Source organism: Flavonifractor sp. AGMB03687, from assembly GCF_017811815.1.
GTDB lineage: Bacteria > Bacillota > Clostridia > Oscillospirales > Oscillospiraceae > Flavonifractor.
On the sequence record NZ_JADKZI010000004.1, the window covers coordinates 267,611 to 283,340 of the forward strand.

Here is a 15,730-nt window from a genome sequence, read left to right on the forward strand (position 1 = left end):
CTATGGCCATTACCGTACATCTGAGTGAAATCCTGAAAGACCGCCACATGACCGCCAAGGAGCTGTGCGCCAAGGTGGGCATCACCGAGGCCAACCTGTCCATTCTGCGCTCCGGCAAGGCCAACGGCGTGCGCTTTCACACCATCAATAGAATCTGCTACTACCTCAACTGCGACGTGGGGGATATCCTGCGCTTCGACGGACGATTGGAGGATGAGGATGATGACAACAAAGAGACGCCCTGACCGCCGGCTCCTGATCCCCGTTATGGGGATCGCCCTTGTCCTGCTGCTGGTGCTGCTCCGGCCGGTCAGCCTGGCCCGCCCCGAAACACAAAGCCCAGCACAGGACCGCTGGGTGGGCTACTATATGATCTACCGGCCCATCGATAATTGGGACTTTGGCCAGAACTGGGAGACTTACGGAGACACCCAGATTCTCAATGCCCAGCTTCAGGACAACGGCAGATACGCCTTCACCGAGCTGGACGGACAGGCTCTATTCTTTGACTTTCTTCCCCCCACTGATCCGGAGGACTCCTATTCCGCTGTCGTGGCCTTCCAGAGCGATGCGGCAGAGGTCGTTCATAACGCAAACATCACAGAAAGCGGGACCACTGAAACGCTCTCCGGTGTCCTGTACTTTGGTGCCCCCGCCACCCCAGCTCTGAGCCAGCAGGATTATATCTGGACAGCCTGTCTGGTCTATCAGCGGGAGGATGGCTCTCTCTATCTGACCCGGGGACAGTCCTATGGCGGCGGTGGCTTTACCATTAAGCAGGAAACCAAATACGCTTCTACCACCAACGGGACCACGACACAAGATGCACTCTCCGTAAAACTGCGTATGGAGATGATCCCCCGTGTGGAATCCTGCACCTTCTTCCAACTAGATGAGAACGGCACGCTTCTGGACCAAAGCACACTGACCGAGGCCGAGGCCCTGGCCCTTACCGACGGCAGCTATCAGATCCCTCTGGCGGAGGGAACAGCCTGCATTCTGATCCGTCAGGATGAGGAGCGGGACGGCACGACCTATACCACCCTCTCCCCCCAGGCCGACGGCAGCTTCACCGGAGATCTCTGGTTCCTGGATGAGCGCGGGGTTGGGATCCAGATCTCGGTTCAAGCCGACTAAACAAAAAACAAGCCGCAAGCGAAATCGCTTGCGGCTTGTTGGCGCAGAAGGAGGGATTTGAACCCTCGCGACGGTTTCCCGCCCTACTCCCTTAGCAGGGGAGCCCCTTCGGCCACTTGGGTACTTCTGCGTGCCGAATGAATCTGACATATGAAAAGTGTGGCGGAGAGAGTGGGATTCGAACCCACGGATGCTTCCACATCGCCGGTTTTCAAGACCGGTTCCTTCAACCACTCGGACATCTCTCCACGTCCTGTCCAGGTCAAATGCAAAAAAGATTATACTATAGGCTCCCGCCCTTGTCAACGCTTTTTTTAAATTTTCTTTTTGTATCCGGCAGCCATAAAAAATCCCCGCCGCGTATCTGCGCGGCGGGGATTGCTATTAGGCAAAGAAAGCGTGGGCACCGATGGTGGCCACATAGGTGCAGTTGCGTCTGAACCAGCTGCTGGAAGAGATGGAGGGGTTGATGAAGTACAGGGCGTTGCCTGCGGTGTTGACACCCTCCATGGCCAGCTTGGCGGCAACCACACAGTCAGCGGGGGGTGTCCGCTGGATCCGGCCGTTGGAGGCCGGGGTGAACTGGTTGCGCTGGAAGATCACGCTGTACACGGTGTTGGGGAACTGGGGGCTGACCACACGGTTGAGCACCACATTGCCCACGGCGATCTTGCCCTCCAGGGACTGATTGCCGCTCTCGCAGTAGATGATGCGGGAGAGCCAGTACAGATCCTCCTGATCGTAGAAGCTGTCACCGGAAGTGATGGGGCCGCTGCCGGAGGTGATGGAGATCACGCCTTCAGCGCCGTTCCAGGTGACCTGGGCGCCCAGGGCCTGGCACAGGGTACGCACAGGCACCAGCACCACGCCGTCCTGCAGCTTCACGCCGTTGGGCACATACAGGTAGCGGCCGTTGGCCACGATATACTTGGCACCGGGCTTCATCTCGAGCTTCAGACCGTTGGCGGTCACGACCGCCTGGCCGTTGCTCCACACGGCGACAGCCTCGGGATAGAGGGCCTGCACGATGGGCCAATAAGACACGTACGTCATTTCGTTCTCTACCTTGGTGGCAAACTCAGTCACCAGGGACGTACCATTAACTTCAAAGCTGACGCCGCTCTCAGCAGCGTACGCGGGGCCGGTCAGAGACACACAAAGGACCAGGCTCGCGAGCGCGCAAAGGGCTCGTTTTTTCATTGTTAGGATTCCTCCTGTTACAGACTGTTACTTGTTGGTCATCTTTTTGTAACCGTATTGTAACCTCTTTCCGTTCAAAAAGTCAATAGGAAATTTTGCATGATATCCTGAATCCCTTGTGCCACAACGGTTTTATCCTTAAAATATTTTTTGTCATTGCAACTTTTTTGCCGTTTTTGTCGACATAACTGGATACAAATAATAACAAAAAGAAACAAGTCCCGCGCCCCTCTCCTCTCCTTTTTTCTCCTTCGGGGCCTTTCTCCAACCACCTGTTTTCCCGCCCCTGGTTTACCCTATTATGATAGTTATGTAGCCCGTTTTCCTAGGCGTAAGCCATCGGAAAAATTTTTTGATTTTTTTCGTTTTACCCCTTGACGTATGCGAAAAACCTGCTATAATATAATCCGTTGCTCGCCCCAAGCGGCAACCCGGTAGAGCACTCACCATGGAGAGATGGCTGAGTTGGTCGAAGGCGCACGATTGGAAATCGTGTAGGCGTTAATAGCGTCTCGAGGGTTCGAATCCCTCTCTCTCCGCCAAAACGGAGCAAGCGCAATGCTTGCTCCGTTTTTCTTTTTTAACATCATGCTTATAAAAGCGGCGGCGCTTTTCGACCGAATGGTCTGAAAAGCGCCGCCATTTTCTTATACCTTATAATATTAGGAATTGGCCACAGGCATCATGGGCACCTCCACACGGACAGAGTCCTGCTCCACGCAAAGCTCTGTCACAGCGAAGGGCCGCTGGGTGGCTTCCACATCCGTCCCGTACAGGATCAGGCACAGCTGCCGTCCTGCGGGCACCGTATGGTCCATAGGCACCATGGAAAACGCATAGTCGTAGAAGACGCCGGGCTCAATCTCGTCCTTGCAGTAGTTGTTCCGCCGGTTCTGGGCGTTCATCCAGCCCCGGGAGATCACTTTAAAGGACGAGGGGGTATTTTCCACCCGGAAGCGCTTCCAGTCACCTGTAGGCGTGTTAAGGCCCCATACCAGCCCGCCGGGCTGGACCGTCTCCTGCTCAGGGGTAAGGCGGCATTCCTCGCCCAGCTCCACCAGCATGGCGCTGAGGATGGCTGTAGGCGCCTGACAGGCCGCACGGAAGGACACACGGATGGTACCGCTGATTCTGGTATCCTCCGCCACAGGAGCAGCCAGGTAGCGCAGGCAGTGCCCGTGCTTCTCACTCAGCACCAGTTCAGACAGCCACTCGGCGGCATTGTCCTTGGTCCGGTCGTAGACAGTGGCGGACAGATCGTCCACCAGGCGACCGCTCTCCTGCGCAGGCGTCAGGGCCAGCGACTCATACCCCTTTACGGTCGGGAAGGAATCCGATGCCTGCCACAGCTCCTGATTCAGGTTACTCTGCACCAGAACGTTGGGGATACGCTCCACAGCGCCGTTGTCGATGCCATAGAGCCAGTGGTCCAGCCACAGGTGGAGGATCTCATTGAACCGACTCCCCTGCAGATCATGGATGTAGATATGGGCCCCCTGGTGAAGCATCATCTTGCAGGGAATGCCCCGGGCCTCCATAGCGGCAAAGAGATTGGCACAGTGGGTGGGCTTGACATTCCAGTCCGCCAGACCGTGCACCAGGAACACCGAGGCCCTGAACGCATCGGCAGACTTCAGATAATTGCGCATATCCCACCAGCGGCTGTAATTGCCGCTGTCACGGTCCTCATCGGCCTCCATGCGGTCCAGCCAGGCGGCATAGGCCTCCTTGACCGGCTCATAGTCCTCCGGGTCCTTGGCACGGCTGAAGCAATATTTGGCCAGGATATCCAGGTCGTCGCCCTGCCAACCGATGGCAGGCAGATTCAGTCCATTGCAGCGGTAATAGTCGTACCAGTTGGAGATAGCGGCCTCCGGAATGATGGTCTCCAGGCCCTCCACGCCGGTGGAAGCCACCGCAATACACATGGTACCCAGGTAGCTCTTGCCCGACATGGCCACCTTGCCGGTACACCAGTCGGCCCGGATCTCGATGTTGTCGGTGAGGTTGGTAAAGGCACGGCAGCGGCCGTTGAGCCAGTCAATGACCGCTTTGAACGCCGCCGTCTCCTCCGGAGAACCACAGCAGTTGAAGCCCTGGGAGCCACGGGTACCAAGGCCGCCGCAGAAGACCGAGGCGTAACCGCGGGAATTAAAGTAGCTGTACCAGTCGCTGATGCAGTCCAGAGGGATCTCCTCTGTAGGCGCACAATCGGCCAGCCCGGCGGTGACCCGGGGATACCGGGGCGCCGGGAAGGTCACAGAGGCCGGATCAAAGGTGACGTCCTCCTCAGAGATATGCTGCTGGGGGTAGGGCTTCACGTCCTTGTCCACAGAATGGGGGACATACCAGCCCTCATTGCACTCCAGCATATAGGGGTTGGCCACATAGATGGCCGGCACTTTCATGCCCTGCGTGGTCTCCAGCGGGCGGCGGATGTACACCGCGATCAGGTCCAGCTTGCCGTCCCCGTCTGTATCCACCGGTGTCTCTACATAGACCTTTTCAAACAGGCATTTCTGATAGTCGAAGACCGGCTGTGTCAGGCCGTCCTTCAGCACGATGCTGGGTATATGTTGTTCCACAGAACCTACTCCTTTCACAAGGGGCTCACTTACTCTGGGATTTCTTCAGGAAGCGCTTCCACACCAGCACGATGCCGGCGCCCAGGAGCAGCATCACGATGAGGAAGGAGAAATAGTAGCGGTAACCGGTCGCACCGGGATAGCCATCGATGAGCACGCCAGCCAGCAGAGAGCAGAAGATCTCAGGCAGGTAACCCACGGTGGAAATGATACCGGCAGCGGTGCCGGAGTACTGCTCGGGGATCTTGCCCTCGTCCATCATGGCCCAGGTCAGGGCATAGTTGACGTTGTAGAAGAAGTAGATAACCAGGAACAGGATCACGAAGGGCAGGACGGAAGCGGCGTTCTGAGGCAGGAAGAGAATGGCCGCCGTACCCACCGCCATGGCGATGAAGGAGGTAAACAGCAGAGAGCTGGTGCCCACCTTATCGGCCAGGTAGCCGCCGCCCACGTTGGAGACCGGGCACAGGAAACGCTTGCAGGCGGCCAGAATAGCGCCGAAGGTAACGCTCATGCCCAGGATGGAGGTGCCGTAGGGGGTGAAGTAGTACAGGGACAGGGTGAAGACGTAGTTGCAGAAGGTTACCAGGCCGATGATCCAGATAGCCGGCATTCTAAGGACCTTACCCAGGTCCTTGAAGGTGATCTGCTCACTCTTCTCGATGGAGGACTCGTCACGCATCTTCCAGAAGACCAGCAGACCGCTGAGCACGGTGAGCACAGAGTAGAACACGATAACGTAGCGCATGCCGACCTTGTCGTCCATGTTGCTGGCACTCAGGCCGATCCGGAAAGCCACCACGGCCAGAGGAGCCATAACGGCAGCAGCTATACCGCGGCCGCCCTCGAACCAGCCGAAGGACTTGCCCTTGTCCTCAGGGCTGGACAGGACACGGACCGCCTTCACACAGGCAGGCCAGAAGGCAAACAGAGAGGTAAATCCCCAGAAGGCATACAGAGCCACCAGCATGGGGAAAGACAGGGGCAGCAGGTGCAGGAAGCCGCCCAGGCCGGTTCCCACCAGGGAGGCCGTCAGCAGGATACGGATACTGACCCGGTCGGCCAGATAACCGCCGAACAGGTACGAGATCATACCGAACACACCAAAAATACTACCGAACACACCCATCTGAACGTTGGTCAGATTGTAGACCTCCAGATAGGCATCATAGTAGTCATACCGGAAGTAGGGCAGACCGTAGATGATGGCACCGCCAGCGGCGATGAGCAGGATGGTAATGAAGTTCCGCGCGGTTTTTTCTCCCATCCCAAGCTTGGAAAACAGTTTGGACATCTTTCATACTCTCCTTATCTCTTTTTCAACTGATAAACTTCGGTATATTTGTCCCGAAGATAGTTGATAAAATAGGTGGACCGGAGGGGCTCTCCAGTGGCCCGGCGGACCAGCTCCCCGGGCTCATAAATGGCGCCGAAGCGGTGGATATGTTGGGCAAGCCACTGATGGATCTCCTCAAACCGTCCGGCAGCCAGCAGACCCCGGAGGGGGCCCAGCTCCCGCTCCAGCGCGGCGGCAAACTGAGCCGCCATCAGATTGGAGGTGAGATAACCGGGGAAATATCCCATGTACCCGGCAGCCCACTGGATATCCTGGAGGACACCCTCCCGGTCATTGGGCGGGGTGATCCCCAGATACTCGGTGTATTTCTGCCGCCATACCTCAGGCAGATCGGCCACCGCCAGTTTCCCGCCGATCAGATCCTTCTCCACCTCATAGCGGATCAGGATGTGAAGGATGTAGGTCAGCTCGTCTGCGTCGTTCCGGATCAGCGAGGGGCTCACCTGATTGACGGCCTGGAACATGGCCTCTCCGTCCCTTACCGCCAACGAGGGGCAAATCTTCTTCATTCTGGGGAACAGATAGGCCCAGAAACCGGCGCTGCGGCCAATGATATTCTCATAGAGGCGAGCTTCCGCCAGTTCCGTGGCGAAGGAGGCCACCTCCCCCAGGAGCATCCCCAGCAGGGCCGGGTCGATATCCTGCTCATAGAGACCCATGCCGCCCTCGTGCAGGGTATTGAATAGACCGGAACGGAAATCATCCGGCTGATAGGTGGTGATCACCCGCACATCCCCGGGCGAGGCCGCCAGCGTGGTGGGATGCGGCCCCTCATCCAGCCGGCCAGCTGCAAAGTCGAAGCCGACGGTCTCCAGCACAAACCGGGAGAGAGCCCGCTGCTCCTCCAGCGGGAGCGCGAAGTGCTCCTCCTGCGCCTCGCCGCACGCCTTGCCGTGGGTGCGCAGCTCCTGAAGCAGGTCAATAACGAAGGTTCGCAGCTCATCCGCCAGGCGGTCCATCTGCCGCACCGTGCTCCCCGGCTCATAAAAGCTCATCAGCGCGTCATAGGGGTCCTCTTCATACCCCCAATAGTCGGCAAATGACCGGAAGGTATCCACAATCTGCTCCAGGTAAGGTGCAAAGCGCTTAAAGTCGTTGGCTTCCCGGGCCTGCTCCCAGACCTGCTCTGCCTTGGCTATGAGAGAAATATAAGCTCTGTACTCCTCCCGGGGGATCTTGTTGATATAAATGTAGTTGCTCTGGACCCGCCGCACCATGGCAGCGATCTCCGGCGGAGCGTCCTTCTGACGGGCAAAATGGTCCACCAGCCGCCGCAGCTCCGGCGCACTAAAGCGCTCATAGAGCTGGGCACCCAGAAAGGACATCACCTCACTGCGATAGGACAGTCCCTTTTCCGGCATATAGGTGGACTTATCCCAGTAGAGGGTGGAATTGAGGGTGTACTTCAGGTATTCGATCTCCCGGATGCGAGCCCGAAGCTGTTCCAGCTTTTGTGTATCCGCAGCGTTCTTCACTGTGTCTGCACCTCCTCCTTCTGTGTGGGGCGGTTATACTTCCACAGGCCTGCCATCAGCAGAACGCAGGCCACAACATAGATGGCGGACGCGATATAGTAGGCGGTACGGTATCCCTCCTGCTCCACAAACAGGATGTTGCCGGTAAACCACCCGCTGAGGATGCTGACCCCGCCCGCCGCCAGATTGATCAGCGAGGCAAAGGCCGGGCGCAGCCGGTCCGGAACCAGTTCCATAGACAGAGCACTGTCCACGGGAGAGCTGAGGTTGATCAGACCGGAACGCATAAACAGAGCGACACCCACCACCGGTACGGTGAACTGGCCGAATTTGTCGCCGTTGGCGATGAGGAGCATAAACGGAACCGACAGCAGGGCCACACCGCCCAGTGTAACGATCTGTCCGAACTTCCGGACCACCGCCGGAGTAAACAGCAGGAAAATCACAATGGCCAAGTAGGACAGGGATACCAGCAGCGAGGAGGTTGCCCGGTCAATGTGCAGGTTCCGGTTGAGGAAGATGGAATAATAGGAGGTAAACAGGCCCATACCGAAGGAGATCAGCACCCAGTAGACCAGGTAGATCACCGCGTCCCGATGGATCAACGCCTGGCCCATCTCGCGCAGCCGCTGCCGCCAGGGCACATGCTCGGACGTGGCAAAGCAATGGTCCTCCCGCTCCTCCCGGATCAGAAGCACCGGAATCAGACCGATCAGTGCCACCACCGCCATGATCAGCAGCACATCCCGGTTGCCCTGCAGGTAGCTCTCCCGCACACCGGGCGCCATCTCTTCGATGCGCTCGGTCATGGTCTTGGCCGCCTGATAGGTCATTCCTGCCCGCAGGGAGAACATCTTTACCGTCAGCACACCGCCAAGATAGGTGGTGAGGAAGTATCCCAGGTAGCCCAGATAATAGGCCCGCGTGTACCAGTTGATGTTGTTGCTCCGGTCGGTAAACACCGCCACATAGGGCGCCAGCATGACATAGTGGAGCTGGATGCCAACCAGAGCCAGGAGGGTCGTCAGAAAAAAGACCGGCTCCGCCTGCAGAAACACCGCACTCAGCAGCGCCACCGCGCAGGAACCCGAGCAAAACACCAGCAGCTTTTTGTAGCCCACCTTCGGGACCAAAAGCAGCAGCAGGGCACTGATAAAGGTGGCATAGCCGTAAAACGCCCAGAAGGACGTGGCCACCGAGCGGGCCATTTCCTGCATGTAGTTGACATAGGTATCATAGATGATGCCGCTGATCAGGTTGTTCAGGGCGTAGCTGATGATGAACATGGTAATGTTCCAGGTCTTTCTCCGACCTAGGTTTGGTCGTTCCATGTCCTCCCCCCTACTTGTACCGGAATTGTGTAAAGAACGGATGCAGCATATTCAGGGAGAACAAGTCGTCCGTCTGAGAGGGGGCCTTCTCTCCCTGGCCTCCTGCCGGTCTGGGAATAGGCGGCTCATCTCCTTCAATGAGCTCCAGCAGCGCCAGAAGGATCTTGGCCTCCCGCTTTGCCTTCTGCAAATTGAACTTGTGAGCACGTACGGTGGCCGGGCTGATGCCCATCAGCTCGCCGATCTCGTCGGTGCTCTTTCCCTCATAGAGACAGGCCAGCATGGTCTTTTGCACGTCGGTAAGACCATTGAGGGTCTTCTCCAGCTCGATCATGGGCCAGAATGTGCCGGAGTGGACGTCCTCCATGTGCTCCCGGACCGCCCGCTCGGCCGTTACATCCCGGCCATGGCTGTGATAGATGACGCCGGACTCAAAGGTCTCGCCGCAGAAGATACAGGTGTGGGTACCGTCCGCCTGGGTCACATAGCCACGGCGCAGCTCCTCCAGCGAAAGTTCCTTGAAATCCCGCATTTCAGTTTTGCCGGTTTCCTTCGCTCCTCCTGCCATATTTACACCCCGTTTTTAATCATTTTTAAAAAACGTTTATTTCAAAATGAATGATAATGTCTCATCGTTTATATGTCAATATGTAATGAAAGAGAAAGAGATTTTCAGCAGTACGCTGAACATTTTGCTGTTTTTTCGTTCCTGTGGGCAACCCCGCACGCTCAAACACTTGCCACACAACGGAAAGCCCCTTTTTTCGTCTTTGGTCATAATATACAATTTTTCTTATTATCCACCTCTAACCCGCACTGTTTTCCACCATGCCCACGCCGGCACAGCGATAAACAGCACAAAAACAGCGTCTCCGGCTTACCCGGAGACGCTGTTTTATCATATACCTCTTCAATTTTCTTTCAGAGCAGGCTGAAGTCTTACCGCTGCCAGGTAGTGGAATACCGTTGCAAACACCAGGCCGAATACCACACCCAGGAAGGTATCCACAACACGCAGGATCACCGCACCCTGGAGACCGTAGATCCCAGCGCCCAGCATCAGCGCGCCGAAGCAGTTCATGGCCGTCTTATATCGGTAGTCGGTGCAGAAGCCCAGGCACAGGCCGCCCAGTGGTCCCATCAGCGGATGGAAGGCCTCGGGGGTCACCAGATAGAGCACAAAGAAGGCACAGGAACCGGCCACCGCACCCACCAGCCGCTGCCAGAAGCGGGTCACCGTATTGCTAGAGTAGGGATATTCGGACAGCAGAGACGCACAGGCAAAACCCATCCACATAAACCGCTCCACGCCAAACAGCTGCCCGGCGGTCATCACCAGGCTCACACCAAGGGCCATGCGTAGCTGCCACAGGTGGACCGGGCCCGAAAGGTCAAACTTCCGCATCACATGATGGAAGCGGGTGGTTTTATGCTGATGGCGGTGCTTGGCAAACAGGATGGCGCCGCAGATCAGATAGCCCACCACCGCCATCAGGCCGCGGCGGACCAGAGCCTCTCCCATCACCGGATTGCCCGTCAGATAGATATACGCAAAGCTGTACAGGCCGCCGTTGCCCATTTCCGGCCGCTGGGTTGTCATGTACAGGATGGCAAAAAAGGCGGCGAAGTGCAGTGGGATCAGCAAAACCGGCGGGGCCACCACGGCCGCGCTGGGCACCAGCACCAGAATGGCCAGCACCGCCGCCAGGGTTATAAGGGAGTCGCCGATGCAGTATTCAAAGTTGACAAACCGGATGCCCAGCATCATGCAGAACAGCGCCACCGCCAGCGGGGTGTTGTCCGAACCAAACACGCCGGACAGCAGGCTGATAAACACAATGGCAAAGGCCACGATGAGCACCGAGCGCACCGCGATGGCGGTCCAGTAATAGGCCTTCTCCTTCTTTGTGTCACAGGCAGCGCTCTTCCGTTTCAGCACGGAGGGGTCCATCTGCAGCGCGTCATAAAATCTCATGGTCACGGGTCTTTCCCTGTCCTTTCTCAATGTGTGCGGCCAGCCGGTCCGCGTAATACATAAATGCCTCAAAGTCTTCACTGGAGCTCCGCCAAAGGTCGTAGAAGGGCTGCAAAATGCGCTCATAGCCCCGCTTCAGTTCGGCCAGGCCGATTTCTGTCATAAACAGCTGATAGCTGCGCTCGTCGGCGGCCTGCCGCCGCTTTGTGATGCAGTTTTTTTCATAGAGCGACTTCAGGCAGCGGCTCACCGCCTCTATCTTCATGCCGCTGCCCTGGCTGAGCAGCACGGGCGTGTTCTGCTCCGGCTTCAGATACAGGTGGGCCAGAAGCTCACACTCGCTGCCAGTCAGCACCGATTTGCCCACCGGCTTCAGGGAGCGCATGACCTTTTGCATCTGCTGTTGAAAATGCATCATATCGGTCCATTCCATACTAGCACAAATTCCTCCAACTATTTAACTTTGTTAAGTATATATCAAAAGTCCTTGTGTGTCAATAGGTTGAACAGACCAACTTGATCAAAAAAGGGTGGTACCGCGTTGCAGTACCACCCTTTTCGTTACTTTACGCTGCGCTTGATCTGGACCAGCAGCAGGACCAGGCTGATGCCCAGCAGGATATGGCCGATCCCAGCCATGCCGGAGATCGCTGCGCTCATGTCGGAGGAGAGCGCGGTACCCAGCACCTGGAACACACCCCGCACCACCAGCATCGCGGCGGTCAGGTTTAGGCCCACATGATAGAGGACCAACACCCGCCCGGTCTTGGGGCCGGCGAAGGAAAAGTTCTTCTCCAGCACAAGCAGCAGAAGGAAGAACACCATACCCAGCAGGAAATAGTGGGTATGCACCACGGAGAGGGTGGTCTTGGCGGTAAAGCCGTTGAATTTGGTAAACTCCCGATAAAACACGCCGCCCACCATGGCCAGGATGGCATATAGCAGCGCGGTATTTACATAACGTTTCATAGCTTTTTCTCCTTTATCTGCATTCTTTTTTCATGGCAAAATATCCGATGAGTACCGTCCACACATAGGCGCAGGTCTTGGGGATCATCAGCATCCCGATCATGGGGATGGTATCCGCCCACAGTACCACCGGGATGTAAAAACCAAAGCTCAATACAATGGTCAGCCACATCCAGCGGAACGCCTGGTCCCCCTGTTTTCTGGCGCTGCGGTAAAAGAGCACGATCACCAGCAGGCCCAGCAGAGCAAAGGGGATGTTGCGGTAGATCCCCCAGGAGAGGGGCGCGTTATCGCTGAACCACTGATTCTGCGGCAGCATGCACAGAACAATCCGCAGACCGGCCAGAAGATATACCGCGGCAGTAAGCCCGCCCTGGCCTCTGATACCGTACCGCTTCCGCCACACATAGTAGAGCAGCACGTAGAAAATGGTCATGGTGACCGAGGTGATCCACTTTCCCAGTCCCAGGGCAACGGTGTAATGTTCCAGGCCTGTGGTACACAGGGCATAGGCCCGGGGGATCAGATGGAAGGCGTCGCCCGCACCCAGCACCACCGCCATAACACCGAACAGACGGAACTGTCCGTTTCCCTTGCTGCCCCGGATCATCAGGACCCCGATGGTAATGACCGAGAACAGATAGACCGCGTCAAACAGCGTTTCCATAATTGCCTGCATGGTTTATGCTCCTTTTACTCCATATTGTTTTTGGCCGCGCCCACTGCAAGGACCGCCCTACCAAAGTTTCTGCCAAACAGCAGCCCGGCCAGCAGAAGGGCGGCACCCAGGCCGGTGTAGAAGACGGCGATAAACCGCTCCGGGGCAAGCCCGCTCGCCCGCAGGCCGATGCCGCCGGTCATCATAACCGCCATGATGGCAAAGGCTTTCTTATCAAAGAATTTCAGGAAGAAATGCCGCTCTTCCAGATAAGAATGGATTCTGGTGGTGTGCTTCTTGACCAGTTTTCCAAAGATAAAATACTGGAACACGGCAAACACCAGCACAGACAGCAGAACATTCAGCACCGTCACATAGGCCGGATAGGCCATCAGCCCAATGCGGAGGATATTGAACCCCGCAGCGCTCCACACCAGACAGGCCAGAAGCAGCAGGGTATTTCGTTTTACTTTCATCATCTGCCTCCTTTTGATGAACAATGTTCAATTTCAGGGATATAAAATTCCCACAATGGTGTGGGAATTTTAATAGAGGGTCCTGCGGACGATCTCCAGCACCGCCGAGGGGTCATAGTCCTGCCGCAGCAGGGCGGACAACATCAGGGAGAACAGAAGATCCGCAAATTTCTCCGCGGTAAATTGGTCGTTGAAGGCGTCAGGCCGCACCTTGGTGTCCCGCCGCAGAACGGCGCACAGCCCCTCCAGAATGTGCTGCCAGGTCTGCTGCATCTTCTCTCTCCCGTCCGCCTTGTCCTCTCCCATGAAGCCCAGAGAGTGGAGACTAAAGAATCCAGGATACTGTTTGCAGCCGTACTCCATCCGTCCATACAGCCAGGTAAGACAGGCCTGGGTGTCCTGAAACACCGCTCCATCCTCCGGCCGGTGGAAGATCTCACACCAGACGCTTTCCACCGCGGCGCCGATGAGGGCAGCCTTGGAATTGAAGTAGTTATAGATGGAGCCAACAGACACCCCGCAGGCCGCCGCCACCGAGCGGATATTGACAGCCGACCAGCCCTCCCGCTGGATCAGCTCCCGGCTGGCCTTCAGGATCTCCTCTTTTGATGTGACCACGGTATTCATCCAATCACCCCCAATATGAACATCGTTCATTATAAAGCATTATGCTCACTTGTCAAGTGCTGTTTTCCGGCATATTGCGTTTTAACAGGGGTAGACAGATCCGGAGGAATTGCTATAATGGAGAGACTTAGAAGCAAAGGGGACCAACTTCGATGCGGATTTTAATTGTTGAGGATGAGCGGGAACTCCTGCAGGACATCGCCAAGGGCCTGACGTTGAAGGGCTATGCGGTGGATCAGGCGGACAACGGTACCCTGGGCTGTCAAATGGCCATTGACGAGGCCTATGACCTGATCGTATTGGATTTGAATTTGCCCGGCATGGACGGGTTCTCTCTTTTGAAGGAACTGCGGCAGGAACGCCCTCAGACAAAGGTTTTGATTTTGTCGGCCAATTCCGAACTGGACAGCAAACTGTCCGGCTTTGAATTGGGGGCCAGCGATTATCTGACAAAACCGTTTCACTTTGCGGAGCTGGAGGCTCGAATCCGGGTCCTGTTAAATCGTAAATTTGTTCAGCAATCCAACTGTCTGACCTATGAGGCTCTTTCACTGAACACCCTGAATCGTACCGTGGAAGTAAACGGCCTGCCCGTTGCTCTTACGACGAAGGAATGCTCTATTCTGGAGTATTTCCTTTTGAATCAGGGCCGTTTGATTACCCAACAGGAGTTGATTGAACACGTCTGGAACGGTGACGCCGATCCGTTCAGCAACTCTGTGCGGGTACATCTGTCCGCATTGCGCAAAAAACTGAAGGGTGCTTTGGGGCACGACCCCATCCAAACTAGAATCGGGGAGGGCTATCTGTTATGCTGAAAAAAATCCCGCTGCGGATTCGGTTTACTCTGGTGGCCAGTTTGTTTCTGCTGGTCTCCTGTGTCACATTAACACTGCTCTCCAATGTGTCGGCCGCTCACATGATCGAAGCTGTCACGGTTATGCCGTCCATGGGGGGCACTTCCACTCCCATCCTGGATTTGGAGCCTGCCGCACCCACTGAGCCTGCCAATGAACTCTACTATCATGTTTTTCAGCAGAAGACTGTAGTAGCCACGGTTTTGATTATTCTGGTTGGAAGTGTAGCTACCTACTTCGCCGCCGGGTATGTCTTAAAACCCATCCGCGATTTATCCAGTGAAGTGCAGAGACGTAACGTAGAAAACCTGGGGGAGCCCATTGCCCTCCCCCAAAGTGCGGATGAGATCCGGCAGCTGACGGTATCCTTTAACCAGATGATGGCCGATCTGCAGCATTCGTTTCTGCTGCAAAAAGAGTTTTCCGCCAATGCTGCCCATGAGCTGCGGACCCCTCTTACCATCATGCAGGCAAAACTGGACGTCTTTTCCCTGTCTCAAACCGAAAACCCGGAAACCAGGGACATGATCCACGCCATGAGCCGACAGCTGGAGCGCCTATCCAGACTGATTGAAGATCTGCTTTGCTTCAGCCAGGACCTGCCTCTGGACAAAACCGAGCCGGTGCCCCTCTTTCCCCTGTTCTGTGACATTGCCGAGGAACTTTCCGGCTTAGCGGATGAAAAAGAAATAGAGATTCAGATTGAGCCCACGGACTGCTATGTATTGGGGCAGGACCGTCTGCTGGAGCGGGTCTTTTATAATCTGCTGGAAAATGCAGTGGAGTACAGTCCATCCCATACACAGGTCACCCTTTCAGCCAAACAAGAGACGGGCTCTGTGCGGGTGCAGGTAGCCGACCAGGGAGAAGGCATTCCGGAGGCCTTCCGGCGCAGCATTTTTGAACCCTTCTTCCGGGTTGACAAATCCAGAAGCCGCGCGGTGGGCGGAAGCGGCCTGGGACTTGCGGTATGCAAAAAGATTCTGGAGCGGCACCACGCACAAATTTCCGTCCGGCCCAATCATCCCAGCGGCAGTATCTTTGAGATCGTTTTTCCGTCTTAACAGCAGCTTTATATGGACT

At 56.3% G+C, this 15,730-nt stretch carries 16 protein-coding genes and 3 tRNA genes; 5 read left to right on the forward strand and 14 right to left on the reverse strand.

The genetic code is table 11. The annotated features are described in order from the left end of the window. The first annotated feature begins 2 nt into the window (after window positions 1–2). Window positions 3–245, forward strand: a complete 243-nt coding sequence (locus tag J9789_RS10480) for a helix-turn-helix transcriptional regulator (protein WP_209345124.1) — start codon at window positions 3–5, stop codon at window positions 243–245. Continuing rightward, the gene (locus J9789_RS10485; RefSeq protein ID WP_209345125.1) at window positions 220–1,137 is read left to right on the forward strand and encodes a hypothetical protein; all 918 of its coding nucleotides are present in this window, start codon (window positions 220–222) and stop codon (window positions 1,135–1,137) included. The genes J9789_RS10480 and J9789_RS10485 overlap by 26 nt, the downstream gene beginning before the upstream one ends. 39 nt (window positions 1,138–1,176) lie before the next feature. Here J9789_RS10485 and J9789_RS10490 read toward each other — a convergent pair. The 3 genes from J9789_RS10490 to J9789_RS10500 form a co-directional block, all read right to left on the reverse strand. Next, window positions 1,177–1,267, reverse strand: a tRNA-Ser gene (locus tag J9789_RS10490). Window positions 1,268–1,297: 30 nt separating this feature from the next. Then, window positions 1,298–1,385 (reverse strand) — tRNA-Ser (locus tag J9789_RS10495). A 136-nt stretch (window positions 1,386–1,521) separates the two neighbouring features. Further along, on the reverse strand, window positions 1,522–2,337 hold the full coding sequence (locus tag J9789_RS10500) for a cell wall hydrolase (protein WP_209345127.1): 816 nt from the start codon (window positions 2,335–2,337) through the stop codon (window positions 1,522–1,524). A 450-nt stretch (window positions 2,338–2,787) separates the two neighbouring features. Here J9789_RS10500 and J9789_RS10505 point away from each other — a divergent pair. Then, window positions 2,788–2,879: transfer RNA gene (locus J9789_RS10505), tRNA-Ser, on the forward strand. Between the two features lie 120 nt (window positions 2,880–2,999). Here the strand turns inward: J9789_RS10505 and J9789_RS10510 are convergent. The 11 genes from J9789_RS10510 to J9789_RS10560 all read right to left on the reverse strand — a co-directional run bounded on the left by J9789_RS10510 (window position 3,000) and on the right by J9789_RS10560 (window position 13,790). Further along, window positions 3,000–4,922: a Xaa-Pro dipeptidyl-peptidase gene (locus J9789_RS10510; RefSeq protein WP_209345129.1), complete on the reverse strand. Its 1,923-nt coding sequence runs from the start codon at window positions 4,920–4,922 to the stop codon at window positions 3,000–3,002. A gap of 25 nt (window positions 4,923–4,947) precedes the next feature. Then, on the reverse strand, window positions 4,948–6,216 hold the full coding sequence (locus tag J9789_RS10515) for an MFS transporter (RefSeq protein ID WP_209345131.1): 1,269 nt from the start codon (window positions 6,214–6,216) through the stop codon (window positions 4,948–4,950). Between the two features lie 14 nt (window positions 6,217–6,230). Continuing rightward, window positions 6,231–7,754 (reverse strand): carboxypeptidase M32, encoded by a 1,524-nt coding sequence (locus J9789_RS10520; protein ID WP_209345133.1) that lies wholly within the window; start codon window positions 7,752–7,754, stop codon window positions 6,231–6,233. Beyond that, window positions 7,751–9,085 (reverse strand): MFS transporter, encoded by a 1,335-nt coding sequence (locus J9789_RS10525; protein ID WP_209345135.1) that lies wholly within the window; start codon window positions 9,083–9,085, stop codon window positions 7,751–7,753. The genes J9789_RS10520 and J9789_RS10525 overlap by 4 nt, the downstream gene beginning before the upstream one ends. A gap of 10 nt (window positions 9,086–9,095) precedes the next feature. Next, complete coding sequence (locus J9789_RS10530) at window positions 9,096–9,653, reverse strand: LuxR C-terminal-related transcriptional regulator (protein WP_209345137.1); 558 nt, start codon at window positions 9,651–9,653, stop codon at window positions 9,096–9,098. A 342-nt stretch (window positions 9,654–9,995) separates the two neighbouring features. Beyond that, window positions 9,996–11,060, reverse strand: coding sequence for an FUSC family protein (locus J9789_RS10535; RefSeq protein ID WP_209345139.1), 1,065 nt, complete (start codon window positions 11,058–11,060; stop codon window positions 9,996–9,998). Next, window positions 11,047–11,493 (reverse strand): helix-turn-helix domain-containing protein, encoded by a 447-nt coding sequence (locus J9789_RS10540; RefSeq protein ID WP_209345141.1) that lies wholly within the window; start codon window positions 11,491–11,493, stop codon window positions 11,047–11,049. Before J9789_RS10540 ends, J9789_RS10535 begins: the two co-directional genes overlap by 14 nt. Window positions 11,494–11,621: 128 nt before the next feature. Then, window positions 11,622–12,029 carry a DUF2871 domain-containing protein gene (locus tag J9789_RS10545; protein ID WP_209345143.1) on the reverse strand — a complete coding sequence of 136 codons (408 nt, stop codon included), beginning with the start codon at window positions 12,027–12,029 and terminating at the stop codon, window positions 11,622–11,624. Window positions 12,030–12,042: 13 nt separating this feature from the next. After that, window positions 12,043–12,708 (reverse strand): hypothetical protein, encoded by a 666-nt coding sequence (locus J9789_RS10550; protein WP_209345145.1) that lies wholly within the window; start codon window positions 12,706–12,708, stop codon window positions 12,043–12,045. Between the two features lie 14 nt (window positions 12,709–12,722). Beyond that, window positions 12,723–13,163, reverse strand: a complete 441-nt coding sequence (locus J9789_RS10555) for a hypothetical protein (RefSeq protein ID WP_209345147.1) — start codon at window positions 13,161–13,163, stop codon at window positions 12,723–12,725. Window positions 13,164–13,232: 69 nt separating this feature from the next. Next, window positions 13,233–13,790 (reverse strand): TetR/AcrR family transcriptional regulator, encoded by a 558-nt coding sequence (locus J9789_RS10560; RefSeq protein WP_209345149.1) that lies wholly within the window; start codon window positions 13,788–13,790, stop codon window positions 13,233–13,235. Between the two features lie 152 nt (window positions 13,791–13,942). Between J9789_RS10560 and J9789_RS10565 the strand changes: the two genes are divergently transcribed. Both J9789_RS10565 and J9789_RS10570 read left to right on the forward strand, forming a co-directional pair. Beyond that, entirely contained in the window at window positions 13,943–14,608 is a 666-nt protein-coding gene (locus J9789_RS10565) for a response regulator transcription factor (RefSeq protein ID WP_209345151.1), read from the forward strand. Beyond that, complete coding sequence (locus tag J9789_RS10570; protein WP_209345153.1) at window positions 14,602–15,711, forward strand: HAMP domain-containing sensor histidine kinase; 1,110 nt, start codon at window positions 14,602–14,604, stop codon at window positions 15,709–15,711. Before J9789_RS10565 ends, J9789_RS10570 begins: the two co-directional genes overlap by 7 nt. The last annotated feature ends 19 nt before the right edge of the window (window positions 15,712–15,730 follow it).